A 23,291-nucleotide genomic window follows, 5' to 3' on the forward strand; every position below is an offset into this window, starting at 1 on the left:
AGGGGGCGCTTTTAATGCAGGTGCATGACCGGCCTCAGGGCGCGCCAGTGCTGGCGCTGGCTGGGGTTTCAGTGACGTTAAAACGCATGCAAAACCATGCACCTTATGCATGCATGGCTTTTATACATAAAAATGGCGGGATTTTCGGGGATTTTTTTAGCGGGCTACTGCACGGCCAGTTCTGCACGGCGGCGGGTGTAATTCAGGTTCTGTGCAGGCGTGAATTTTTCACGATTATCATCGCGCGAAGCCGCGTCAGGCCTGAATCCGATGGCCGTTAAAATGTCATTATCCTGCGCCGAATAATTAATTTTTTCACCGGCTGACAGCCAGAGCTGTAGCGCCTCACGCAGATAATCGAGTGAGTGCTGCATGGCGCAGCGCTGAATGGCGGGATGTTGCCCGGAATAATTCATCAGTTCAGGGGCAAGGGCGGCGGCCAGCTCCGCGCCGTGCGCCTGCATAAAATCATTTAATCGGTCGCGGATGCTGATGCGCTGCACCTCCTCGTGCGAGCGGATGTAGCGACCGGCAGCCTGATTAATTTCCCATTTTTTCACGTCAATAATCTCACGCAGCGTTTGCAGGCTCTGGCCGCTGTGCCCGCTGCCGGCAAGCTGTTCGCGGTATGCCTGTTCGGCCTGCGTCAGTTCATCCCTGCGTTGCAGCCAGGCAGATTTGTTTGCCTGACAGGCCTCAAAGGCTTTCTGTAGTGTCAGTGTTGTCACGTATGTTTCTCCTGATGACTGGCCGTGCTTACGCACCGGCACGGTTAACGGTGGCTGCCGGTGCGGGTGCCGGGATGACCGGCTCTGTCACCGGTGAACGAATAACCCCGTCGATGGATTCAAGCGTGCGGAACGTGGCCGAGCACTCGATGTTCATGCACTGGTGATAGCGCTGTTTGACGTTATCGGACAGATACCGGCTGGTGCGGGAATGCGCGCTGGTTTTGCAGAACGGACAGTGAAACATGCTTACCCCTCCGCTTCTGTCTCGCCATTTTCAGCCAGTTTTCTGGCAAGCATCATTCTCTTCGCAGGGCTGCGTAACAGCTCCGTATCCACGCCTGTAATCTGCGGCCGGTGCATGCCCGTCACGGACAACACCGGCTCCTGCTTCATATCGAAGTGATACAGGCTGCCCTGACGGCTCAGCGCATCGCGCAGCTCACTGATGGCCACGGACTGAGGAGCGCTTTCTCCCTTCATTTCGAGGGCGCGAATGCGCAGCATGAAAGCGCGGATAAGGGCGACGGGAACCGCATTGACAGCCTGAGCCCATTCCGCACTGGCGTAAGCGGTAAAGGCATCTTCATGCGCTGAAAGGTATTTATTGGCGGTGGCGCAGGCAGTCAGCATGGCGCGTGTCCGGTCTGTCTCCAGCTCCGTAATCAGGCCGGTGAACTCGTCGGCCAGCTCGCTGCTGGCGATACGCCTGCTGTGCTCAGCTTTCATTTCAGGGGTAAGACTGCCGCGCAGGGTGCGAAAGCGGCTGCGCCAGTCCTGCTCCGCTTCTGCACTCTCACTGAGGGCGGTCTGCCGCTCCTGCTTACAGCGTACAATGGACGTATCAATCTCTTTCAGTACCTGCATGCTGGCCGCGTGCGTGTCTCTGGCAGCAGTGAATGTGCTCAGCTTGTCGGTGATGTGCTGGCTGTTCTCTGCGGACTGCCTGGCGGCAACATCTTGCAGGGCGGTGATGAGTGTTTCGGGTTTCATGTTCAGGCTCTCCATTTATTCAACATGAAATGATTCTGCCCTTCATCACACAACATCTCGATTCATTGCAGTTGTGGCAGTTCTGGCACAAACAGCACTCAAAACCCGGCTGGCCAGAGAAAAGTCTTAGCAAAACCTTACTCACCGTTTGTTTTTTTACTTATAACTATTCACCACTGTTCACTTTAAATAAAAATATAAGTAATACAGTAAGATAAAGGGTGAACAGTTGAGGGCGTGACTGTTCACCGTCTGTTCACCACTGTTCACCCCCTGTTTTTTCAGCCAGTCACTTGTTTAGACTTTTTAACGATTAAAAAAAAGAAATACATAAGTAAAAGTAATCATGAATTTGCCAAAGAATTATCAAGGATTGCCAGCGATTGCCACTGTTTGCCATTCACTTGTTAACGGTTTGTTATATGACATTTCGCTGCAAAATGACTTGTTGCCCTGAAGGAAAATATTCACAAAATAGAGAGCTACCCGAAGCCGGACGGACACGCCCGGCACTGTATGGACTTTGTGAGGTAGCCCGATGCACACTGCTTTTTCTTCTCCGTCTTCTGCCCCTGCCGCGCCACTGATGCCGGTTTCTGATGCCGTTCAGGAGCGCTTTATCCGCCTGCCCGAAGTGATGCATCTGTGCGGTCTGTCGCGGTCGACTATTTACGACCTCATCAGCCGGGAGGCTTTCCCGAAACAAATCTCCCTCGGCGGTAAAAACGTGGCATGGGCGCAGTCTGAAATCACCGCATGGATGGCAGATCGCATTGCCGAACGCAACCGGGGCTGTGACGCATGATGATGACCGTTCAGCAAACCACCCCTTTTTCTGGCTTGCTTCCTGTCGCCGTTTCCAGGTATAGTTTTCCCGCTGTCGCAAAATCGGCAGCCGGGCGTAGGAACCCGAGTTACTTATTGGCGACACCAGACGCGCCATGCGTCTTTTTTTACGTCGTTGCTCAGGCACACCCATTTTTCGGGCTGTGGTGCTTACACCTTAGCCCCTGTCAGATAATGGTGGTCCGGGCGGGGCAGCCTTCGGGCTGGCCGGTTTCCAATAAGGCCGGTATTCCTACCCCCGTCCGGGTCACCACCCATGAGCGTAGGAACTCCGGTGGTGGCAATAACCGCTACTTATTGGAGGTTGCCCCTATGGCTACAACCCTCACCCCGTCACACCCGCAGTTTGTCTTTGTGTTTGCCGCCGTTCGTCGCGCAGACCGTAAACCCCGTATCTGTATGCTCCGCACCGTTGCCGGTGATGAACACGCCGCACGCCTTTCACTCGTTCGCGATTACGTTCTGTCGTTCGCTGGCCGCCTGCCGGTTGCGGAGGTGCGCGCATGAGACACACCACCATTACCGCCCGTGACCTCGAATGCCTTGAGCACATGCGCAACGTCGGCCAGCTCGTCAATGAGCTGATGCAGGTGCAGGACTGCGCCACCGTTCGTCGTGACCCTGCGCAGCAGTCACAGCTCACTTCCGTGATTTACCTCATGACCGCCCAGCTCGACGGCGTGGTAGAGCGCTGCAATCAGCGCTGGCTGACCGGGGAGGGCAACGTATGAAAAAGCCATTACCCCCCGTATTACGCGCCGCGCTGTATCGCCGCGCTGTCGCCTGTGCATGGCTGACAGTATGCGAACGCCAGCACCGCTATCCGCACCTCACCCTTGACGCGCTGGAAAGCGCCATTGCCGCCGAGCTGGAGGGCTTCTACCTGCGCCAGCACGGCGAGGAAAAAGGCCGCCAGATTGCCTGTGCACTGCTGGAAGATTTAATGGAAGCCGGACCACTCAAAGCCGCGCCGTCGCTGTCCTTCCTCGGGCTGGCCGTGATGGATGAACTCTGCGCCCGTCACATGCAATCGCCTGTTGTGCACTGAGGGAGAAAATAACGATGAAAATGAACGTAACGGAAACCGTAAAACAGGCGTGCGGCCACTGGCCGCGCATTCTTCCAGCGCTGGGTGTGAAGGTCATGAAAAACCGGCATCAGGCCTGTCCGGTGTGCGGCGGCTCTGACCGTTTCCGCTTTGACGATAAAGAGGGGCGAGGGACGTGGCTCTGTAATCAGTGCGGCGCGGGGGATGGCCTGAAACTGGTCGAAAAGGTGTTCGGTGTAAAACCATCAGAGGCAGCCCAAAAGGTGAGCGCCGTGACCGGCAACCTGCCGCCGGTTGCCAAGGAAGTGATTGCGACAGCAGAGGCTGAAACCGAAGCTGACCGTAAAGCGGCGGTCTCGCTGGCTGTCAGACTGATGGAGAAAACCCGCACGGCCAGTGGCAACGCCTATCTGACCCGCAAGGGCTTCCCCGACCGGGAATGTCCGGTACTGTCGGTCATGCATAAAACCGGCGGCGTGACGTTCCGCGCCGGGGATGTGGTTGTCCCGCTGTATGACGATACCGGCGCGCTGGTTAACCTTCAGCTTATCAGTTCTGACGGTCTCAAACGCACCCTGAAAGGCGGGGCGGTAAAAGGGGCGTGCCACACCATCGAAGGGAAAAAACAGGCAGGAAAACGCCTGTGGATTGCAGAGGGCTATGCAACCGCGCTCACCGTGCATCACCTGACCGGTGAAACCGTCATGGTGGCGCTGTCGTCCGTGAACCTCCTTTCTCTGGCGAGCCTTGTCCGTCAGAAATACCCGGCCTGTCAGATTGTCCTCGCCGCCGACCGTGACCTGAGCGGCGATGGTCAGAGTAAAGCCGCTGCGGCCGCAGACGCCTGTGAGGGCGTTGTCGCCCTGCCGCCGGTGTTCGGTGACTGGAATGATGCGTTTATGCAGCACGGCGAAGAGGCCTCGCGGAAAGCCATTTATGACGCCATCCGGCCACCGGCGCAAAGCCCGTTTGATACCATGAGCGAGGCGGAGTTTACCGCCATGAGCGCCAGCGACAAGGCTCTGCGGGTGCATGAGCATTACGGCGAAGCGCTGGCGGTGGATGCGAACGGACAGCTCCTGTCCCGCTATGACAACGGCATCTGGAAAAATATCCCGGCCGCCACTTTTTCACGGAATGTGGCTGACTTATTCCAGCGCCTGCGCGCCCCGTTCTCATCCGGGAAAATTGCCTCGGTGGTGGAGACCCTGAAACTGATTATTCCGCAGCAGGCCGCACCGGCACGGCGTCTGATTGGCTTTCGCAACGGGGTACTCGATACACAAACCGGCCTGTTCAGCCCGCACAGCAAATCGTACTGGCTGCGCACGCTGTGCGACGTGGATTTTACCCCGCCTGTTGAGGGTGAAACGCTGGAAACCCACGCGCCGAATTTCTGGCGCTGGCTTGACCGGGCGGCCAGTAAAAATCCACAAAAGCGCGACGTGATACTCGCTGCGCTTTTTATGGTGCTGGCGAACCGCTATGACTGGCAGCTCTTTCTCGAAGTCACCGGTCCCGGCGGGAGCGGCAAAAGTATTCTGGCCGAAATTGCGACCCTGCTCGCCGGAGAGGATAACGCCACGTCGGCCGACATCGACACGCTGGAAGACCCGCGCAAGCGTGCATCCCTGATTGGCTTCTCGCTGATACGTCTGCCGGACCAGGAAAAATGGAGCGGTGACGGCGCAGGGCTGAAGGCCATCACCGGCGGCGATGCGGTCTCGGTTGACCCGAAATACCAGAACCCGTATTCAACACATATTCCGGCGGTAATTCTGGCCGTGAACAACAACCCGATGCGCTTTACCGACCGCAGCGGCGGCGTGTCACGTCGCCGGGTGATTATTCATTTCCCGGAGCAGATTGCCCCGGAGGAACGCGACCCGCAGCTCAGGGATAAAATTGCGCGCGAGCTGGCTGTTATCGTGCGCCAGCTTATGCAGAAATTCAGCGACCCGATGACCGCGCGCGCGCTGCTCCAGTTGCAGCAGAACTCCGACGAGGCACTCAATATCAAGCGCGATGCTGACCCGACGTTTGATTTTTGCGGTTATCTGGAAATGCTGCCGCAGACCAGCGGGATGTTTATGGGTAATGCCAGCATCGTCCCGCGTAATTACCGTAAGTATCTCTATCACGCGTATCTGGCCTATATGGAGGCCAACGGGTACAGAAACGTGCTCAGCCTGAAAATGTTCGGGCTGGGGCTGCCCATAATGCTGAAAGAGTACGGCCTGAATTATGAGAAGCGGCACACTAAGCAGGGGATACAAACCAATCTGTCGCTGAAAGAGGAAAGCTACGGCGACTGGCTACCGAAATGCGACGAACCCGTAGCAACATAACCTCACTCAGACCGGCAACAGCCGGTCTTTTCCTTTCTGGCCATTGCCACAAGGTGAACAATCCACTGTTCACCCTTCACCGTATCTTCACCCTGTATCATCATGAAATTATTAATAAAAAACCAGAGGTGAACAGTGTGAACAGTAAAACCTAAAAAAACTTTTTATCCCCCCACCACATCGCCTGACCGGGCAGATCCAGAACGAGCAAAAATCACAAAGGGGAAGATTCGACTTTTCACTCCTCACCAACTCACCACCGCTTAACCACATGATATAAAATAGAAAATCATCGAAGTTAACACTATAAACAGTTAGATTAAAAAAATACTAACGCATCTTATGGCGATAGGTAACACTATCGCCATAAGAAAAAGCACATTACATGAAGAACAAAGAAGGAAGGCATATAAATGGATAAAACTGATTACATCCTACGTTCACTTACGAAAACCTCAAAAAAACGATGGGAACATTATGCAGTAACTCGCATTTATCATCTTTTAAATGATCCCGACATTGAATTTGTCTGCCAGCAATGTGTCAGAAAAGAAAATGGAAAAATCTATTTGGCAGATTTATTTTTCCCACAACTGGAACTTTATCTTGAAATTGATGAAGGGCATCACAACAGTGAGCAATCACAAATAGATGATGCGAAACGTCGTATGGATATTACTGAAGCTACAGGATTTTTAGAGAAAAGAATTCCCGCCAGCGAAATAAGTCTTGAAATTTTCGATCGTTATATCAATGAATTTATTGAGTTGATACGCAATCGTAAAAATAGAATGATTAAAGATAAAAAATTCAAAGAATGGGATTATGATAATAAATATACAGCTCGTCCACATCTTAAGGCAGGAAGGATATCTGTAGGTCCAGATGCCGTCTTCAGATACCACCGGGATGCTTTGAACTGTTTCGGTTACAACAAAGGACATCATCAGTCTGGCGGTTGGAGCATTCCTTCTCACATAAGTGAAGCAATGGGTCTATCAGGAAAATGCATGGTTTGGTTTCCAAAACTATATGGAAATTCAGATTGGGGAAATGAATTGACTGATGATGGTAACAAAATCATAGAGCGGAATATAAAAGATGATGAGGGATACACAGAACGCTGGGATAAACGAATTGTTATGGCACATTCTCGTGATGAGTTGAACAGGACACTGTACCGATTTCTTGGGGTGTTTGAAGCTATCCCTGGTCACCATACTGGCAACATACTAGAGTTTCATCGTGTAAGTACATCGGTCAATGTATACCCTCCTAATGATGCTGCCCCATGATTAACAGCATATTTAGTTCCCTGTTTATACGAGATACAACACTGCTACAGTGAGAAAATTGGTACACGCTTAGGTACACAACTGAAAGTTGAATACGAAAAAATCTCTTACTTTTAATAGGTTGGAAAATTTATTCAGACTCCGCCAGCCCACCAAATAAAACAAGGGGTTACGTGAAAACGTAACCCCTTTTTTTGCCCATGTCCACATTACGTCCACTCGGCAAAACTTTGGCCAGCGCTAACTTCAGTAACCCCAGTTTTACATTTTTGCATCCAGTGCCCATATGCCGCTTGCCACGCCTCTTGTTCATCGGCAAAAGATGTTCTGCAATAGGCAACTACTCAATGCCTTTTGAACCAAACTCCGAGTACAAGGATGACCAGCTCTGTCGCTATATCCTTACAGCATTCCCGACCCCATAGGACAAATGGATTATGCAAAATTTCTATCATATTGATCAGCTGATTCAGGGTTATTTCAATCAGGATCATGACCTCATAAATGAGGGAGAGGATACTATTGAGGGCACTATTGAACTCTATAAAAAAACAGCCCCAGATTGGATGTTAAAAGAGTTAGCCGAAGAGGTCGATTGTTTTCTTAAGCTTTACGAAGACAGGCTGGATGAGCAATTCAAAAGCCGGTATGGATTTGATTTCTCACCTGAGTTGTGGGATTCAACCCCATTCGATTTCCTGATGACTGTGCGCAGACTTGCCCTTTCTTAGAAGTAGCTACAGGAAGACAAACCCGTAACGGCTTAACCGACCTCAGACCGGCAACAGCCGGTCTTTTTCTTTCTAAATATAAGTTAAGGGTGAACAGTTAAATCCAAAAAAGCTTTTTCTTGATGTGATCCATTCACAAAACAGGTTTGCTTAACCACAGGAAACACTGCAACAAATCGCCATTGGCATACCCGTGAAAGTTGAATTTATAAATTATCAACAAAAAAACAGCCTATTAATGAATTTATTCAGACTCCACCAGTCCAAAAATCCTCCATCGGTGATTACCAGAATCACCCGATGAAGTGCTGAAAGCCCGCACGGCGCAAGCTCTGCGGGCTTTTTATATCTGTCCCTTCCCGTCCAGCGCCCCCTCACACGCCAGCGCCAGCACCATCAGCGCCGTCTCATTCTCCTGCACCGATAATATCTCCATCCCCACCGGCAGACCGATACGGCTTACGCCGCACGGCAACGTTATAGCTGGCAGGCCGCTGATGGCGGCCAGTTCCGGCGCGCAGCCTGGCGGCATCTTCGCCATACTTTCTGGTAATCGTTGTACGGTGGGATACACAAATCCGTCGATGCGCTGCACCTCCGCCACCTGGCAAAGGTTCTGCCGCAACAGGCGCTGAAAGCGACGCCCCGCCAGCCAGAGCGGAGTTTTCAGCGTGCTACTCGCCAGCATCTGACGTAGAAACGGCGCAAACTCTGGCAGGAAAGCGCCGGAGTCCACAATGCTTGTCAGTCCGGAGGGAGCGCCAGGCTGTTTGCTAAGCCAGTCGTCAATCGCCACGCGAAATTCATACAGACTGAGGCAGGTGGCCTGCCTCACCTCTTCAAGGAAGGGGAGTGAAACCTCCACCAGCGTCGCTCCGGCACGGCGCAACGTGTGCAGCGCCGACTGCCAGACCTCCAGCTGTACCTCATCCTCTCCCTGTAACGCGGTTACCACACCAAAGCGAACGCCTTTCAGCGAACGCACAGGAAGCGCAACCGGTGGCAAACCATGGATCACCGCATGCAGCAAGGCGGCATCTTCAACGCTATGTACCATTGGCCCAACGGTATCTTTGCTGGGCGAGAGCGGCGCCACGCCATCCAGCTGTGAACGGCGAAAAGCAGGCCGTAGCCCCACCAGCCCGGTATAGCTACAGGGAATGCGGATAGAGCCGCCGGTATCGGTACCCAATGCGCCATCCGCCATCCCCGCCGCCACCGCCGCGGCGCATCCTCCGCTGGAACCTCCGGCGGTGAGTGACGGGCGAAGCGGGTTTGCCACATCGCCCCCAAGCGAGCTTCGCGAGCGCACGTCAAAAGCAAACTCGGACATATTCGCTCTGGCGAGGATAATCGCTCCTGCCCTGCGCAACCGCTGTATAACAAGCGCATCCGACGTCGCGTTAAGTGAGGCCAGCGCCCGGCAGCCAAGAGTAATGGGCATCGGTGCGCAGGCAATATTATCTTTGACGATCAACGGCACGCCGTGCAGGGGGCCGATCGGCTCCCCGCGGCGACGCTGCTGCTGATGCTGTTCCGCCTGAGACATGGCGTCAGGGTTAACCCCGAGGATCGCGTTGAGCGCCCGGTGCTGCTGAATGACGTCGAGACGGCGGGCAATTTCCTCCGGGCAGTCGTCTGGCGGTATCAGGCGCTTCATAGTCTCAGGCTCCCTCGTGATGAAAACCGGGCAGAAGGCTGCCCGGGATACGTTTTAGTCCCGCATGCCGGTAGTAATGGCATCAATGTCCTGCGGACGCAGACGAATTTCCGCCGCCCGTCGGTGCCCCTGCATCCCCTCGGTACGACTCTGGCGGATCGCCGGTTCTGCGATTGCCGGGATACCCTGCTCGTCAATCCACTGATGGGTACAGATTTTGACGTACGCCCCAACCCACAGACCGCCGGTATAGCGTGCCGCCGCCATCGTCGGTAACGTGTGATTAGTGCCGCAGCATTTATCAGAGAACACCACGCTGGCGTTCTGACCAATAAACAGCGAGCCATAGTTGCGGATCTTCGCCGCCGTCGCGTGCGGATCGCGGGTATGCACCTGCAAATGCTCCGTCGCCATATGGTCAGCAAACGCAATCAGCTGCGCTTCATCTTCGCAGAGCACAATCTCACCCTGCCGGCGCCACGCCTCCCCCGCCGTGGCGGCCGTTGGCAGGCTGGCAAGCTGACGCTCAACCTCCGCCAGGGTACGCTCAGCGATATCCCGGCTGGTTGTCGCCAGCCCGACGCGGGTATGAATATCGTGCTCTGCCTGCGCCAGCATATCGGCGGCCAGAATGCGCGGATCGGCGCTGTCGTCAGCGATAGTGAAAATCTCGCTCGGCCCGGCGAGGGCATCAATGCCGACTCGACCAAACACCTGGCGTTTCGCTTCGTTAACGAAGGCGTTGCCTGGCCCAACGATTTTGTCCACCGATGGAATGCTCTCCGTTCCCCAGGCCATGGCCGCAATGGCCTGCGCGCCACCTACCCTGAAAATGCGGTGCGCGCCCGCCAGATGGCAAACCGCGATCATCGCCGGATGCGCTCCCGGCGGCAGACAGGCGATGATCTGTTCGCAGCCCGCCACCGTCGCAGGGACAATCGACATCACCGGCGCAGAGAGGATCGGGTAACGCCCACCCGGCACGTAGCAGCCCACCGTCTGCACCGGGATGATCCGGTGACCGAGATGTACGCCAGGCAGCGTCTCAACTTCCAGCGGCTGCATGGTCGCCAGCTGCGCCTGCGCAAAACGACGCACCTGATTAATAGCAAACTCGCTGTCGCGGCGCGTCTGGGCATTCATCCCCTGCAGTGCTTCGGCGATCTCCTGCTCGCTCACCTCAAAGTGCGTCGGCACGACGTTATCAAACTGCTGCGAAAAGGCTCTTAGCGCCGTATCGCCTTCTGTTTTCACGCGCTCGATAATGGCGCTGACCTTCTCCGTCAGGGAACGATCGGCCTGCGCATCCTGCCCCTGCGGGCGCTTAATCCAGCTCACCTGATTTAACATTTACGCGTCCTCCATCTGGCCGAGTTTGATTTGCGCCAGCAGCGCCAGGTGGTCATACACGACCCATTCATCAACAATTTTGCCGTTGACGATGTGGTAGTGCGACATGCCCATCACGAACAGTCGTTCTCCGGTCGGCTTGCCCAGTTCGCCGTAACCCAGGTGATGCCCTTCGATGATCCAGCGAACCGCCACTTTGACGCCGCCTTCATCGCACGGGTTGGAACAGATATGCTGCGGCAGCCACGCGCCGTCAGGGATCATCCCCACCAGCGCCAGCGTCTGATGGGTTACCGCCGCGGTGCCGTACAGCTCTTTCATCAGCGGGCCATGCCACTGCACGTTAGGGGCGTAAACCTCTTTGATTTTGCCGAACATCCGACGATTGTAGATCTCGTGCAGCCAGCGCAGACACTGCTCTTCCGTATCGGTGTGTGCAATGGATACATCGCACTCCATCTCCGGCGGATATTGTCCCAGCATGCGGCCATTTTCGCCGATGTCCATCACGCGGAAGCCTTTATCGAACTGCTCTTTTGCCATATTAAATGCGATTTGATCGGTATTCAGGCCAAGCTGTTTCATTAACGACATGTTGTCGCTGACCACCCACTCCCGGTAAATTTTATTCTCGTGGATCATGCAATCTGCCACGGTACGGGTAACGAAGGTGCGGTTGGTCGGCTTGCCTAAATGGCTGTGCTGGGTATGCCGCCCGCTTCCCGTCACCAGGTGAGAGGTATAAAAACCGTCAACATCATTTCCGTTCCAGATAACCTGGGTTGCCATTCCGCGCCGTTCCGGGAAGGCAATTAAGCGTTGCAGCGTATCCTGTACCACCTGTTCACGGTTATAGAGTGTCCCCAGCGCGTTATACAGCACGCAGTTATGGGTATAGTGAGAATAAATTAAGCCGACATCGCGCTCGTCCCATATTTTATGGGTGCAGCGAACTATATAATCGACAATATCGGTATAGCAGTCATCAAAGCCGCGTAATGATTGCACGCGCGGTCTTTTTTCCGGTACCAGATCGACAAAATCACGACGTTCCACCTGTAATACAGGTTCCTCTTTCAGCGATTTCACGCTGCTTTTTTCGGGTACGGCTGGTGCTTTATTTGTTGCTTCGGTGGAAGACATATAAACTCCTGCTCTGTTTTCAGACAATAAGAACCCGCACCCGTAAGTGAGGGTGAATTAAACTCGATTATTTTCGGCAGCCAGAATAAGGGAGCTGCCGCCCCTGTTAATTCACTATTTGCGACCAGATCGCTAATTCATCGATCCCCAGATATTCACGGAAAATTAAACCATCACGTAATTCAAGCTGGCTGATACCGGTAATTGATATGGGTTTACGGGTTGGCGCACCAAATTTGCCGTAACCGTCATGCCAGGTTAATAACGACCAGCGCAGGGAAAGCCGAATCGGCTCGTTAGGATCTTTACGCACAATCAGATGATGGAGCTGCGTTTCGCTGTCGGCAAATGAAGCGCGGTAGCCAGAAAGCTGTGCGCTAATTTCCTGCTCACCGGTGCAGAGGCAATGACCCGGCGCGTAAAGCGTCGCCGCCGGGTGATAGAGACCGGGCACCACGCCACTGTTACCGCCCGCCCACATGGTTAAGTAGCGCTCAACGACGCCTGCCAGCGCCCCTTCTACGTCGTCGCCCTCGGGCCCGCCCGCCCAGCGGGCATCCAGCGTCTCGGCAGAGACCGCCTCCACGCCAAGCTGCTGGCGCATGGTCGCCAGGTTAAAGGCAAATTCGCGGATATCCAGCCCCAGTTGCGCCACAATCGCTGCACGATCCTGAAGCAGCCACTCCTGGCGTACGGCCCCATCAACACAGATGCGATCGGCCCAGGTGCGGACCCAGACATTTTTCCCGGTCGGCGGGCCAAAAAATCCCTCCCCCTGATGCTGAATGCGGGCTACGGTACGCTGAGCCGCATAGTACTCGTCCCCCGGGTTCTGGCTGCACAGAATATCCTCCGTCAGCACCGCTCGCTGCGGGAAGCTGTGCATCGCCTCAAGCGTCAGGCGCATAAACTGGGAAAGCTCATGCAGCTGTTTTTCGGGGGTAGTGAAAACCACCGGCGTGGCGTAAAAATCCGCCAGCTGGCCGATATCTTTCTGCTCCCACACCACGTGCGTCAGCGTCAAAATGAACTGCTGGATAGAGTCGAATTGAGGGCTGAAGCCCCGCAATCTGGTCATGTGCGCTCCTTAGACTGGAATAGCGTTAAACCATTGGTTTCGATAACGCCGCTGCGTGGGCGACGCGCCGAATGGCGTATCACCAGCGTACCGGGCACCGTAATCTGTTCAGGCTCTATGGTTCCGCTGTCAATTTGCTTCATTAACAGTTCCACCGTGGCATCTACCATCGCGCCGACCGGCTGCGACGCCGAAGTCAACGCATAAGAGGGCCAGCCGGAAGGGCCGATGTCGTCATACCCGACAATGGAGACCTCCTCCGGAATGCGCAAACCAAACTCATAGCGCGCCACATCCATTACCGTGACGGCCATATGATCGTTGGCGACAAAGACCGCATCCGGCGCTGGCGACGCCGAAAACAGGGTATAAGCCGCCCGGGTGGTTTGCTGAGCGTCGTAATTCCCGTGCACCACCCGCACATCGGTGATGCCATGTTCTTCCAGCGTGGAGATGAACCCGTTCTGGCGGGCGATATTGACCGGGGAATCAGCCACGCCGCCCACGTAGGCAAAACGCTTGTGCTCCCCCGCCAGCAGAAACTCGGCAATCTGCCGCGCGGCCGCTTCGTTATTACTGTTGACGCTGGAGGCCATGCCACTCTCTTCGCTGCGGTTAAACAGCACTACCGGGATCCCGGCGGCAAGACACTCCTCGGACAACTCCAGCGACAGCGTCACCGAGGCCAGCACAATGCCATCCACCCGGTACTGCATAATCTGGTCAAAAATACGGTCAACGTTACCGTCCCGGTCGCCAACGAACAGCAGCAGGTGATAGTTCAGCGTATCCAGCTTTTGTGCCAGCGCCTCCAGCACCTGCGAGTAAAAGGGGTTATCAAAGTAAGAAATGACGACACCGATAATGCGCGAACGCGCCGTGTTGAGCGAACGGGCTATCGCATTCGGGCGATAGCCCAACTCGCGCGCCGCCTTCAGCACTTTTTCACGCGTTGCCGGTGAAATGCTGGCCCCCGGCGTGAACGTTCGCGACACCGCAGATTGCGATACCCCCGCCAGTTGAGCGACCTGTTGGGATGTGACTGCTGCAAAAGTCTTACGTTTCATTACCCCTGATTCCTTATCAACGTCCTGCCCATTTGCGCGTGCTTCAAACGCCTCAGCAAGTGGGTGTTTTTTATACTTACACCACCTTTGCATGCGTATGCAACACAAAAAATTAAAATTCTCACAACAAGATCGAGATCACTTTACAAACATGAAACCTTTTCGTAACTTCAAATCTTGAATACGTATGCAAAGAGTTTTCATACCGTCAATGGTACCGGAGAGAACAGGAGTCGCCCAAAGGATTGAACCGGTAAACGTCGTCCCTGACTGGTTATAACCCATTAATTCTTAAGAGGTTCAAAACCATGTTTCAAGCACTGTTACGCCGTCGGGAAGCCCGGCTCTTTTTCATCATCAGCATCCTGTTCTTTATCTGCATCCATAGCATTGATGCATTCCTGGCCCCCATGATGATCAACCAGGGCATTGAGCCACAGATCATGGGCATCATCATGGGCGCATCCGGGCTGGCAACCCTTCTGATACGCTTCCCGTTAGGCATTATTTCCGACGTGGTTAAAAGCCGCAGGATCTTCATCCAGATTGGCCTGCTGCTGCCAATTATCGCCTGGCCAATTGCCTGGCTTGAACCCAATGCCATTACGCTGTATCTGGCGAAAGCGGCAGACGGCGTCACGGCGGCGACATGGGTGCTGTACAACATCCTGTTCATGCGTTACTTCGGTCGCAACGAAGCCCCTGCCGCCGTCGCGCTGCTGGCGCTGGCAGGGCCCATCGGCGTGTTTCTCGGCAACTGTATTGGCGCGGTGCTGATTCACTATTTTGCCAATAACATCGCCTTTTTTGTCTCCTGCATCTCCGCCCTGGTGGCGTTGATCCTGACGACCCGCATTCAGGACGTGCACGACCCGGTGCAGGCCCCCACGCTTAAAGCCTGCATCACCGGCGCGCGCCAGCAGCTGGCCGACCGTTCCGTCTGGCTGATTGGCATCCTGGCGACCGTCGTCATTCTGGTGCCCTTCGCCACCCGGGACACGCTGACGCCGGTCTACGCCGAACAGCTCGGCGCCCGGGCGGGGATCCTCGCGGTGCTCGGAAACATCCACCTTCTGTTTTACGGGCTGGCCATCGCCCTGTGCAGCTCGGTGTTTTATCAGCGCCTTGGGCTGGTAAAAACCGCCGTGCTCGGCATCGTTTTACAGGTGATCTCCACCTTCGGCATTCCCTTTACCAGCAATATGTACGTCATTTACCTGTGGCAGGCGCTGGCAGGTTTTTCGTTCGGTATGGCCTTTGCCGCATTCATGTCGCTCAGCGTAGTGAATACCTCGTCTGATGAACAATCCACGCGAATGGGACTATTCCAGAGCATTTATTCCTGCGGCATGTTTGTCGGGCCAGTAATGATGGGCGTAATGATGCAACATATTAACCTGTCGTCCGGTTATATATTGATTGCCGCCCTTTCCGTTGTGGCCGCTATTGCCACGCCGCTGTCCGCTCGATGGGTATATGCCCGTAAAACGCAAACCTCAGCCCAATTATTAAAAAACGGTGCGTACGCCGCCGCGCCGGATCAATAACCCACTTAGAAGTAAACACCCTTTCCCGGACTGCCGGGAGGACAACTGACATCTAAAAAAGGTAAGGAGAAGCGTGTGTCCTGGAAATTAAAAACCGGTAAATCTACCGAAGAGCGCCAGCAAGCCAACCAGCAAATAAGAGAAACGGTTGAGCAAATACTTGCGGATATTGAAAAGCGTGGAAATAAAGCCATTCGCGAATTATCCATTAAATTCGATCGTTATGACCGTCAGGATTATCGTCTGACCCCCGCGGAGATCGACCGCTGCATAAAACAGTTAAGCCGCCAGGATATTCAGGATATTGAATTCGCCCAACAGCAGGTGGCGAATTTTGCCCGCGCGCAGAAAGAATGCCTGCGTGATCTGGAAATTGAAACGCGTCCCGGCGTTATTCTCGGGCATAAAAATATTCCGATTAACGCCGTGGGATGTTACGTGCCTGGCGGAAAATATCCCCTGCTCGCCTCCGCGCACATGTCGATTATCACCGCCAGCGTGGCGGGGTGCTCAAGAATTATCAGCTGTGCCCCGCCGTTTAACGGTCAGCCCGCCCCGGCGATTGTCGCGGCGCAAAAAATGGCTGGCGCAACGGAAATCTATGCCCTTGGCGGCATTCAGGCGATAGGCGCCATGGCGCTGGGCACGGACTCGCTGGCACCAGTCGACATGCTGGTCGGCCCCGGTAACGCCTTCGTCGCGGAGGCCAAACGCCAGCTCTTTGGCCGGGTAGGTATCGATCTGTTTGCCGGTCCGACGGAAACGCTGGTGATTGCCGATGACACCGTTGACGCGGAAATGTGCGCCACGGATCTGCTGGGCCAGGCCGAACACGGCGTCACCACCCCTGCCATCCTGCTGACGAACTCGCTCCAGCTTGCCAAAGAGACGCTCAGCGAAGTGGAACGGCTGCTGGAAAAGCTCCCTACCGCCGACATTGCCCGCCAGTCCTGGCAGGACTACGGGGAAATCATCGTCTGTGACAGCTACGAAGAGATGCTGCTGGAGGCAGATCGTATCGCTTCCGAACATGTTCAGGTGATGACCGACCGGGACGACTGGTTCCTGGCTAACCTGACCAATTACGGCGCGCTGTTCCTTGGGCCGCGTACTAACGTGGCCTACGGCGATAAGGTGATCGGAACCAACCACACCCTGCCGACGCAAAAAGCCGCACGCTATACCGGCGGCCTGTGGGTGGGCAAGTTCATGAAAACCTGCACCTTCCAGAAAGTCCTCAGCGACGAAGCCACCGCCGAAATCGGCAGCTATTGTTCGCGTCTGTCGTTGCTGGAGGGTTTCGCCGGACATGCCGAGCAGGCCAATATTCGCGTGCGCCGTTATGGCCAGACGGAGGTTCCCTACGCCACACCGGCCCCGGTCAGGGAAAAGGTGTAAGCCATGACGCTTTTGCAAACGCCCTCTTTCACCCTGCACGGCAAACGCGCGCTGGTAACCGGCGGGTCAAGAGGGATTGGCTTCGCTGCCGCCGTCGCCCTCGCACAGGCGGGCGCAGAGGTATGGATCGCCGCCCGGGGCCACGAGGCGCTGGCGCATGCCGCAAGTCTGGCAGCGGAACACAGGCTCGCATTTCACCCGTTGGAGCTGGATATTACCGACGCTCAGGAGGTGGAGCGTGTGCTGGCGACATTGCCCGCTCCCGACATTCTGGTGAACAGTGCCGGGCTGGCCCGCCACCAGCCGTTTCTTGAGGTGAACGAGGACAATTTCGATGCGGTGATGGCGCTTAACCTGCGCGCCACCTTTTTTGTCAGCCAGCGCGTGGCGCGCAGAATGCGGGCGGGCGGTAAGGGAGGGTCGATTATTCACATCTCATCGCAAATGGGACACGTTGGTGGCCCCGAGCGTAGCGTGTACTGTGCCTCCAAATTCGCGCTTGAAGGGTTAACCCGAACGATGGCGCTGGAGCTGGGCGATGCGGGGATCCGCGTTAATACGCTGTGCCCGACCTTCATTGAAACCGACCTGACGCGCCCGGCGCTTGCCGATCCGGCGTTCCGCCACTACGTGCTGGACAACATCAAGCTGCGCCGGTTAGGCAGGCTGGAGGACATTATGGGCCCGGTAGTGTTTCTCGCCTCAGATGCCGCCGGGCTGATCACCGGCAGTGCCCTGATGGTTGACGGCGGCTGGACGGCTACGTGAGGGATGCAATGGAATATCCGCTTCTGGACAATACCGATCTGCCACTGGTGCTGCTTGGTGGCACGCTTTGTAACGCCCGGCTCTGGCAGCCCGTTATTGAACGGCTGAATGTCGCAGCGGTGTCGTGTATTACGCTGACGGGTGCGGAGTCCGCGCCGCAGGCGTCACGGCGGTTATTAGAGGTTCTGCCGCCGCGCTTTCTGCTGGCAGGGTTTTCTCTCGGTGCCATAGTCGCGCTGCAAATGGCCGCCGACGCGCCAGAAAGAGTGAACGGGCTGACGCTGATTTCCGTTAATCCGTTGCCCGTTGCGCCAGACACCCTCGCTTCACGCCGGGAAGCGGTACGCACCGCACAGGCGCGGGGCCTGGCCGACTGGCTGGTCTCCTCGCTGTGGCAGAGCTATGTCGCCCCGTCACGTCTGTCCGATCGGATCCTGCAAGAGACTATTTGCCGAATGGCGCAAGAGTGCGGCATTGAGACCTTTGCCGGGCAAACGGAAATAGCCATTCACCGGCAGGACAACCGGACTGCGTTTAACGCCCTCTCCTGCCCCACATTACTTCTAAACGGCGCGCAGGACGTTATCTGTACGCCCCATCATCATCATCAGCTACTGGCAGCAGGCAACGCGAACGTGACCAGGCATACGGTGGAGGCTGGCGGGCATTTTATTCCGCTGGAAACCCCGGATGAGATCGCGCCGCTGCTGCGTCAGTGGATAACGGAGTGCATACAGTGCGCAAAAACAGTTTAAAGACCGCATTTCTGGAAAATACTCCCATCATAAACGGCTGGCTGGCGATCCCGTCCGGTTATAGCGCGGAAATTATGGGCCATCAGGGTTACGACGCCGTCACCGTCGATTTGCAGCACGGCATGATTGATTTTGCCAGCGCGCTGTCAATGCTACAGGCGCTATCGGCCACGCCTGCCGTGCCGCTGGTGCGGGTGGCAGTTAACGATCCGGCGCAAATCATGCGCGTATTAGACGCAGGAGCCTACGGCGTAATCTGCCCGATGATCTCCAGCGCGGAACAGGCTCGCCGTTTTGTTGCGGCCTGTCGCTATCCACCGCTGGGTGTTCGCTCCTTTGGTCCGGCCAGAGGTCTACTCTACGGCGGCATTGATTATCCACAGCACGCTAACAACGAGATCCTGACGCTGGCGATGATTGAAACCCGCGAAGGGCTGGCTGATCTTGACGCCATCCTTGATACCGAAGGGCTGGACGGTGTGTTTATTGGCCCCAACGATCTCTCACTGACGCTGACCGGCAGCGCCAGCGCCGAATCGCAACATCCCGAAATGCTTGCTGCTATTGAGCGGGTGATTCACTGCTGCCGCCAGCAGCAGAAGATTGCCGGAATTTTCTGCACTTCCGGCGCGGCCGCCGCAGCGCGCATTGATCAGGGTTTTCAGTTTGTTACCCCTGCAAACGACGTCATGCAACTGGGTCGCGCCTCGCGTGAAGCCATTGCTCTCGCCCGCGGCAACGCTATCCCTACCACCGGTGCATCCGGTTATTAAAAGGAGAAATAATGAAAACCATCCATCTTACCCAGAGTCAGGCTCGAACACGGTTAATCGCCCCCGAGGACATGGTTTCCTGTAATCTTGCTTTTATTGATTGCAAGCTACCCGGCTCGCATCTCAAACAAAACTATTCCTTCATCGGCCCGGGTGTAACCCAGTCCAGCGAGCAGGTCGTCAATATTCCCGAGCCGCACGGCTTTAACATTGGCGCGGCGGCTATGCCGAAAGGGGTGACGAATAATCTGCATCTGCATTTCACCGCCGAGGTGTTCCTGATCCATGAAGGAACATGGCGTTTTCGCTGGGGTGCCAACGGCGAGCATGAAGCTGAATTTAGCGCACCCACTATCCTTTCAATACCGACCTGGATCTTCCGCGGTTTCACCAACGTCAGTAAAGAAGAGACCAGCGGTATGGTGTTTACGGTGCTCGGCGGGGACAACACGGGCGGCATCATCTGGCATCCTTCCGTGCTGGCGGCAGCCAGCGAATACGGAATGTATTTGAGTAAAGACAACATGCTCATCACACAGGAAACCGGCGATCCGCGGCCTGACCCCGCCGCGCTGCTGACGCCGCTGTCAGAGGAATATATTGCCGGGCTGCGTGACTACAGCGTTGAGGAGATGCGCCAGCGTGCGGTAACCGGCGATGACCGCTGCTGGTCAGCCCAGGGACTGCTGGATTCGGTGCTGCCAGGACACGGCGGCGAAATTGCGCCGGTTATCGGTTTCGGCATTTCACAGGATCGGGATTCCGCTCCCGCTATCGTGAGCCCGCACGGTTTTTCCGTCGAATGGCTGCGTCTCGCCGAGGATCACGTTGTGGGCCGCCATCTCTGCCCGGATATTCAGGTCATTATGGTCTTTAAAGGCCAGCTGGAGGTCACCTGGAACGAGGCGGGCGAAGAAGTGAGCGTTATCGCTCCGGAACGTTCGGTGATCTCTGTTCCGGCAAACAGCTGGCGTCGCTACCGCGCGGTTGACGGCAAAACGGAGTTTATTCTGACGACCCGCGGCGATCAGCGTAAGCGCCTCTACTGGGATGAAGCGATCCTGCAACAGGCGAGAGAACACAATCGCTGTCTCGATCCCGATGGCTACGTAGCCGATGCCGACATCCTGCCTGCCACGGCCCGTCGGGCCGGTGCGATACTGGAGACATGCAACAGCAACAAAACCTGAATTATCCGTTGAGCTCACTTGCCGGATCCGCTGCGTTCGTTGAGAGGCATGCCAGCCTGCATTTTCAGCCTGTTAACGAACCAGCGTCCGGCCGGGCCGGGCGGATGTTCCTCCAGGTGCACCGCCTGCATGGAAAAACCGGGCCCGACGTCGGGCTGCATCGGCACGTTCAGCGTAACCAGTTTTCCCGCTGCGAGATCTTCCTCGACCATTGGCAGCGGCATATAACCCCACCCCAGTCCGGCACGCAGGAAGGCGTGCTTCGCGCCCATATCCGCTAAATGCCATGTCTTTGACGACATGACGCCAAAGCTTCGGCCCACGGTGAGAGAGGAGCGATCGGTCAGCACCAGCTGGACGTGTTCCTGTAAAAGTGAACGAAGGATCGGACCGGACGCGTTCGCCAGCGGATGCTCAGGGGAGACAACGGCCACCGCAGGCACGCTGAGAAGGAATTCTGAGGTGCATCCCGCCGGAAGATGCGGCAGCGATCCGGTTATCGCCACCCGGCAATGACCGTCCAGTAAAGGCTGGAACACCGCCCCCAACGCTTCCACATACAAACGCAGCGGGGTGTCAGGAAATGCCTGCTGAAACGCCTGCACCGCAGCGGTGAGCTGCGCTACGGGAAACATCACGTCGACGGACACCGCCAGTTCAGGCTCAAGACCTTCGGCTAAGGTGCGCGCCTTAGCCTTAAAGGCGTCCATCCCGGCAGTGGCAAGACGCGCCGCTTCCAGCATGGCGACGCCCGCCTCCGTCAGCGTCGGATAACGCCCGGTACGATCGAATAATGGAAACCCGACCTGTGCCTCAAGGTTTGCCAGCGTCGCGCTGACAACCGACTGCGCGCGCCGCAGCCTGCGACCGGCGGCGGAAAAACTCCCTTCATCAACGGCAGCAATAAAGGTGCGGAGTTGATCAACAGACATACCGTCCAGCATGTATCGCTCCAGCAGATGGATCCCATCTAATTATATAGGCTATTCAGATAGGTCAAAGATTACTACTCTCAGTGCATGTTCACTACTCTTCAATGAAGGAAATACAATATGAAAACGACTACTGTAGGTATCATCGGCGCTGGCGCTATCGGGAAAGCCTTTGCAGAACAACTGGTTAAAGCGGGCATGAACGCTATTCTGAGTAACAGCCGCGGGCCGGAAAGCCTGACTGCGGTGGTTGAGAAACTGGGCCACGGGGCTCGCGCTGGCACCGTAGAACAGGCCGCCCAGGCCGACATCGTTTTTGTCAGCACAAACTGGGACAAAACCGAGGCCGCGTTACGCGGCATCAACTGGGAGGGGCGTATCCTGATCGACGCGACCAACCCGGTCATACTGCCAGGCTTCACGCTGGCTGAACTGGGCGGAAAAAACTCAAGCCAGGTGGTGACACAGTGGGCTCCGGGTGCACGCGTCGTTAAAGCCTTCAATACTCTCCTTGCAGGGGTGCTGGCTCAGGATCCGGCGCAGGCGGGTGGCCGTCGTGTCGTCTTTATCTCCGGAGACCATCCTGACGCAAAGGCGGAAATAACAGCCTTAGCCGGGCAACTGGGCTTCGCAAGTATTGATTTAGGCAGCCTGGAGGTTGGCGGTACGCTACAACAATTCCCCGGAGGGCCTCTTCCGGCGGTGAACCTGGTGCAACTGGCATAGCTAAAGGCAACGATAAATATGACGCAGCGTACTTCCGCAGAGACCTTTGAAGAATACCTTCCCGGCAAGCTGATCAGGGAACATCGGGCGCAATCTTCCCGGGATGTATTCGTGCAAATTCTGGCGCGCAGACACGTGCAGGAAAACGTCATTATTCCGGCAGTGCCGGAGCCTTTTATCGTCTGGATCCTCTCAGGTAATGCCGTCGTTGAGGAGCGTTCCCCCGGTGAGCCGTGGTTAGCAAACCGCGTTACCGCAGGCGATTTCTTTCTCACAACGGCGGCTTCTCCTACTGAAATGCGCTGGCACGCCGGGCCAGATACGCCTTTCGTCGTTATGCATGTTTATATGGGAGTGGCTATGATGCAGGAGTATGAACTGCGGGAAGTCTCCGGCGCGCGCGACGACACGCTATCCGCCCTGCTGGAGCAGATACGTCAGGAGCTGTATCTGCAAAATCCACCCAGCGGCCCGTTTATCCAGGGCATTGCGCAGGCGCTGGCAGTACATCTGATTCGCACCTATGGCACTCATGCGAAACGACACCGCGGGGGCTTGCAGGCATTTAAGCTGCACCGGGTCTTCACGGCAATGCGTGAAGGGTTAGCCCAGCCGTTTGACCTGGCACGCCTGGCTGAACTGACCGATCTTAGCGAATACCATTTTAGCCGCGCCTTTAAACAGTCAACCGGACTTTCCCCTTCTCACTACTTTATCCGGCTACGCATGGAGGAGGCGCGTCGCATGCTATCGGAAAGCAATGATTCCATAATCAATATTGCACTGAACGTCGGATACACCAGCCCCAGCCACTTTGCTGCCGTATTCCTCAGGCATAACGGCGTGACGCCCTCCCACTATCGCAGCGATGCCGTTCGCAGCAAAAGCCCGACAGTTTGAGCAAAAGCCCGCGCG

Annotated in this window: 24 protein-coding genes; 15 read left to right on the forward strand and 9 right to left on the reverse strand. The window is 55.9% G+C overall.

Annotated elements, in window-relative coordinates; all coding sequences use genetic code 11:
- Positions 1-164 precede the first annotated feature (164 nt).
- The 3 genes from HWQ15_RS02550 to HWQ15_RS02560 are packed head-to-tail and all read right to left on the reverse strand — an operon-like array spanning position 165 to position 1,721.
- Positions 165-728: a phage polarity suppression protein gene (locus tag HWQ15_RS02550; protein ID WP_155019819.1), complete on the reverse strand. Its 564-nt coding sequence runs from the start codon at positions 726-728 to the stop codon at positions 165-167.
- 28 nt (positions 729-756) lie between these two features.
- The gene (locus tag HWQ15_RS02555) at positions 757-975 is read right to left on the reverse strand and encodes an ogr/Delta-like zinc finger family protein (protein ID WP_032659958.1); all 219 of its coding nucleotides are present in this window, start codon (positions 973-975) and stop codon (positions 757-759) included.
- A 2-nt stretch (positions 976-977) separates the two neighbouring features.
- The gene (locus HWQ15_RS02560) at positions 978-1,721 is read right to left on the reverse strand and encodes a capsid protein (protein WP_176587375.1); all 744 of its coding nucleotides are present in this window, start codon (positions 1,719-1,721) and stop codon (positions 978-980) included.
- Positions 1,722-2,259: 538 nt separating this feature from the next.
- Here HWQ15_RS02560 and HWQ15_RS02565 point away from each other — a divergent pair.
- From HWQ15_RS02565 to HWQ15_RS02595, 7 genes are all read left to right on the forward strand, one after another.
- Positions 2,260-2,526, forward strand: coding sequence for an AlpA family transcriptional regulator (locus HWQ15_RS02565; RefSeq protein WP_021536580.1), 267 nt, complete (start codon positions 2,260-2,262; stop codon positions 2,524-2,526).
- A complete protein-coding gene (locus HWQ15_RS02570) occupies positions 2,523-3,074 on the forward strand; it encodes a host cell division inhibitor Icd-like protein (protein ID WP_065189152.1) in 552 nt (183 codons plus the stop codon). Before HWQ15_RS02565 ends, HWQ15_RS02570 begins: the two co-directional genes overlap by 4 nt.
- Positions 3,071-3,298: a hypothetical protein gene (locus HWQ15_RS02575; RefSeq protein ID WP_017692848.1), complete on the forward strand. Its 228-nt coding sequence runs from the start codon at positions 3,071-3,073 to the stop codon at positions 3,296-3,298. Before HWQ15_RS02570 ends, HWQ15_RS02575 begins: the two co-directional genes overlap by 4 nt.
- Positions 3,295-3,615 carry a DUF5375 domain-containing protein gene (locus tag HWQ15_RS02580; protein ID WP_023323953.1) on the forward strand — a complete coding sequence of 107 codons (321 nt, stop codon included), beginning with the start codon at positions 3,295-3,297 and terminating at the stop codon, positions 3,613-3,615. The genes HWQ15_RS02575 and HWQ15_RS02580 overlap by 4 nt, the downstream gene beginning before the upstream one ends.
- 14 nt (positions 3,616-3,629) lie before the next feature.
- Positions 3,630-5,963: a primase-helicase zinc-binding domain-containing protein gene (locus HWQ15_RS02585; RefSeq protein WP_155019815.1), complete on the forward strand. Its 2,334-nt coding sequence runs from the start codon at positions 3,630-3,632 to the stop codon at positions 5,961-5,963.
- 413 nt (positions 5,964-6,376) lie between these two features.
- Positions 6,377-7,258, forward strand: a complete 882-nt coding sequence (locus HWQ15_RS02590) for an AbaSI family restriction endonuclease (RefSeq protein WP_045344984.1) — start codon at positions 6,377-6,379, stop codon at positions 7,256-7,258.
- 437 nt (positions 7,259-7,695) lie between these two features.
- Complete coding sequence (locus HWQ15_RS02595; protein WP_063148618.1) at positions 7,696-7,989, forward strand: contact-dependent growth inhibition system immunity protein; 294 nt, start codon at positions 7,696-7,698, stop codon at positions 7,987-7,989.
- Between the two features lie 343 nt (positions 7,990-8,332).
- Here the strand turns inward: HWQ15_RS02595 and HWQ15_RS02600 are convergent, their stop codons facing one another.
- The 5 genes from HWQ15_RS02600 to HWQ15_RS02620 form a co-directional block, all read right to left on the reverse strand.
- A complete protein-coding gene (locus tag HWQ15_RS02600; protein WP_063148619.1) occupies positions 8,333-9,649 on the reverse strand; it encodes an amidase in 1,317 nt (438 codons plus the stop codon).
- A gap of 54 nt (positions 9,650-9,703) precedes the next feature.
- On the reverse strand, positions 9,704-10,999 hold the full coding sequence (gene hisD / locus HWQ15_RS02605; RefSeq protein WP_063148620.1) for a histidinol dehydrogenase: 1,296 nt from the start codon (positions 10,997-10,999) through the stop codon (positions 9,704-9,706).
- Positions 11,000-12,142: an ester cyclase gene (locus HWQ15_RS02610; RefSeq protein ID WP_015571629.1), complete on the reverse strand. Its 1,143-nt coding sequence runs from the start codon at positions 12,140-12,142 to the stop codon at positions 11,000-11,002.
- Positions 12,143-12,248: 106 nt separating this feature from the next.
- A complete protein-coding gene (locus HWQ15_RS02615) occupies positions 12,249-13,220 on the reverse strand; it encodes a nuclear transport factor 2 family protein (RefSeq protein ID WP_032625868.1) in 972 nt (323 codons plus the stop codon).
- Entirely contained in the window at positions 13,217-14,287 is a 1,071-nt protein-coding gene (locus tag HWQ15_RS02620; RefSeq protein ID WP_063148621.1) for a LacI family DNA-binding transcriptional regulator, read from the reverse strand. Before HWQ15_RS02620 ends, HWQ15_RS02615 begins: the two co-directional genes overlap by 4 nt.
- Before the next feature lie 308 nt (positions 14,288-14,595).
- On the opposite strand from HWQ15_RS02620, the gene HWQ15_RS02625 reads away from it, so the two are divergent.
- From HWQ15_RS02625 to HWQ15_RS02650, 6 genes are all read left to right on the forward strand, one after another.
- Positions 14,596-15,834, forward strand: coding sequence for an MFS transporter (locus tag HWQ15_RS02625; protein ID WP_176587376.1), 1,239 nt, complete (start codon positions 14,596-14,598; stop codon positions 15,832-15,834).
- A 75-nt stretch (positions 15,835-15,909) separates the two neighbouring features.
- Positions 15,910-17,232 (forward strand): histidinol dehydrogenase, encoded by a 1,323-nt coding sequence (gene hisD / locus HWQ15_RS02630; protein WP_022649096.1) that lies wholly within the window; start codon positions 15,910-15,912, stop codon positions 17,230-17,232.
- Positions 17,233-17,235: 3 nt separating this feature from the next.
- Positions 17,236-18,000: an SDR family NAD(P)-dependent oxidoreductase gene (locus HWQ15_RS02635; protein ID WP_046621197.1), complete on the forward strand. Its 765-nt coding sequence runs from the start codon at positions 17,236-17,238 to the stop codon at positions 17,998-18,000.
- A gap of 8 nt (positions 18,001-18,008) precedes the next feature.
- A complete protein-coding gene (locus HWQ15_RS02640; RefSeq protein ID WP_063148622.1) occupies positions 18,009-18,755 on the forward strand; it encodes an alpha/beta fold hydrolase in 747 nt (248 codons plus the stop codon).
- Positions 18,737-19,528, forward strand: coding sequence for an HpcH/HpaI aldolase/citrate lyase family protein (locus HWQ15_RS02645; protein WP_063215945.1), 792 nt, complete (start codon positions 18,737-18,739; stop codon positions 19,526-19,528). The genes HWQ15_RS02640 and HWQ15_RS02645 overlap by 19 nt, the downstream gene beginning before the upstream one ends.
- 11 nt (positions 19,529-19,539) lie before the next feature.
- Complete coding sequence (locus HWQ15_RS02650; protein WP_032625878.1) at positions 19,540-20,718, forward strand: hypothetical protein; 1,179 nt, start codon at positions 19,540-19,542, stop codon at positions 20,716-20,718.
- 14 nt (positions 20,719-20,732) lie between these two features.
- Here HWQ15_RS02650 and HWQ15_RS02655 read toward each other — a convergent pair whose 3' ends face one another.
- Positions 20,733-21,662 (reverse strand): LysR family transcriptional regulator, encoded by a 930-nt coding sequence (locus HWQ15_RS02655; protein ID WP_023298425.1) that lies wholly within the window; start codon positions 21,660-21,662, stop codon positions 20,733-20,735.
- A 108-nt stretch (positions 21,663-21,770) separates the two neighbouring features.
- Between HWQ15_RS02655 and HWQ15_RS02660 the strand changes: the two genes are divergently transcribed.
- Positions 21,771-22,376 carry an NADPH-dependent F420 reductase gene (locus tag HWQ15_RS02660; protein WP_048965950.1) on the forward strand — a complete coding sequence of 202 codons (606 nt, stop codon included), beginning with the start codon at positions 21,771-21,773 and terminating at the stop codon, positions 22,374-22,376.
- Between the two features lie 18 nt (positions 22,377-22,394).
- Positions 22,395-23,276 carry a helix-turn-helix domain-containing protein gene (locus HWQ15_RS02665; protein WP_022649103.1) on the forward strand — a complete coding sequence of 294 codons (882 nt, stop codon included), beginning with the start codon at positions 22,395-22,397 and terminating at the stop codon, positions 23,274-23,276.
- Positions 23,277-23,291 lie beyond the last annotated feature (15 nt).

It is taken from the genome of Enterobacter sp. DSM 30060, assembly GCF_013375955.1.
In the GTDB taxonomy this organism is placed as follows: Bacteria; Pseudomonadota; Gammaproteobacteria; order Enterobacterales; family Enterobacteriaceae; genus Enterobacter; species Enterobacter intestinihominis.

Excerpts from the sequence above, each read along its gene's own strand:
- HWQ15_RS02555 (WP_032659958.1), bottom strand. The coding sequence starts at position 975 with ATGTTTCACTGTCCGTTCTGCAAAACCAGCGCGCATTCCCGCACCAGC.
- HWQ15_RS02560 (WP_176587375.1), bottom strand. The coding sequence starts at position 1,721 with ATGAAACCCGAAACACTCATCACCGCCCTGCAAGATGTTGCCGCCAGG.
- HWQ15_RS02565 (WP_021536580.1), top strand. The coding sequence starts at position 2,260 with ATGCACACTGCTTTTTCTTCTCCGTCTTCTGCCCCTGCCGCGCCACTG.
- HWQ15_RS02570 (WP_065189152.1), top strand. The coding sequence starts at position 2,523 with ATGATGATGACCGTTCAGCAAACCACCCCTTTTTCTGGCTTGCTTCCT.
- HWQ15_RS02575 (WP_017692848.1), top strand. The coding sequence starts at position 3,071 with ATGAGACACACCACCATTACCGCCCGTGACCTCGAATGCCTTGAGCAC.
- HWQ15_RS02580 (WP_023323953.1), top strand. The coding sequence starts at position 3,295 with ATGAAAAAGCCATTACCCCCCGTATTACGCGCCGCGCTGTATCGCCGC.
- HWQ15_RS02585 (WP_155019815.1), top strand. The coding sequence starts at position 3,630 with ATGAAAATGAACGTAACGGAAACCGTAAAACAGGCGTGCGGCCACTGG.
- HWQ15_RS02590 (WP_045344984.1), top strand. The coding sequence starts at position 6,377 with ATGGATAAAACTGATTACATCCTACGTTCACTTACGAAAACCTCAAAA.
- HWQ15_RS02595 (WP_063148618.1), top strand. The coding sequence starts at position 7,696 with ATGCAAAATTTCTATCATATTGATCAGCTGATTCAGGGTTATTTCAAT.
- HWQ15_RS02600 (WP_063148619.1), bottom strand. The coding sequence starts at position 9,649 with ATGAAGCGCCTGATACCGCCAGACGACTGCCCGGAGGAAATTGCCCGC.
- hisD (WP_063148620.1), bottom strand. The coding sequence starts at position 10,999 with ATGTTAAATCAGGTGAGCTGGATTAAGCGCCCGCAGGGGCAGGATGCG.
- HWQ15_RS02610 (WP_015571629.1), bottom strand. The coding sequence starts at position 12,142 with ATGTCTTCCACCGAAGCAACAAATAAAGCACCAGCCGTACCCGAAAAA.
- HWQ15_RS02615 (WP_032625868.1), bottom strand. The coding sequence starts at position 13,220 with ATGACCAGATTGCGGGGCTTCAGCCCTCAATTCGACTCTATCCAGCAG.
- HWQ15_RS02620 (WP_063148621.1), bottom strand. The coding sequence starts at position 14,287 with ATGAAACGTAAGACTTTTGCAGCAGTCACATCCCAACAGGTCGCTCAA.
- HWQ15_RS02625 (WP_176587376.1), top strand. The coding sequence starts at position 14,596 with ATGTTTCAAGCACTGTTACGCCGTCGGGAAGCCCGGCTCTTTTTCATC.
- HWQ15_RS02635 (WP_046621197.1), top strand. The coding sequence starts at position 17,236 with ATGACGCTTTTGCAAACGCCCTCTTTCACCCTGCACGGCAAACGCGCG.
- HWQ15_RS02640 (WP_063148622.1), top strand. The coding sequence starts at position 18,009 with ATGGAATATCCGCTTCTGGACAATACCGATCTGCCACTGGTGCTGCTT.
- HWQ15_RS02650 (WP_032625878.1), top strand. The coding sequence starts at position 19,540 with ATGAAAACCATCCATCTTACCCAGAGTCAGGCTCGAACACGGTTAATC.
- HWQ15_RS02655 (WP_023298425.1), bottom strand. The coding sequence starts at position 21,662 with ATGCTGGACGGTATGTCTGTTGATCAACTCCGCACCTTTATTGCTGCC.
- HWQ15_RS02660 (WP_048965950.1), top strand. The coding sequence starts at position 21,771 with ATGAAAACGACTACTGTAGGTATCATCGGCGCTGGCGCTATCGGGAAA.
- HWQ15_RS02665 (WP_022649103.1), top strand. The coding sequence starts at position 22,395 with ATGACGCAGCGTACTTCCGCAGAGACCTTTGAAGAATACCTTCCCGGC.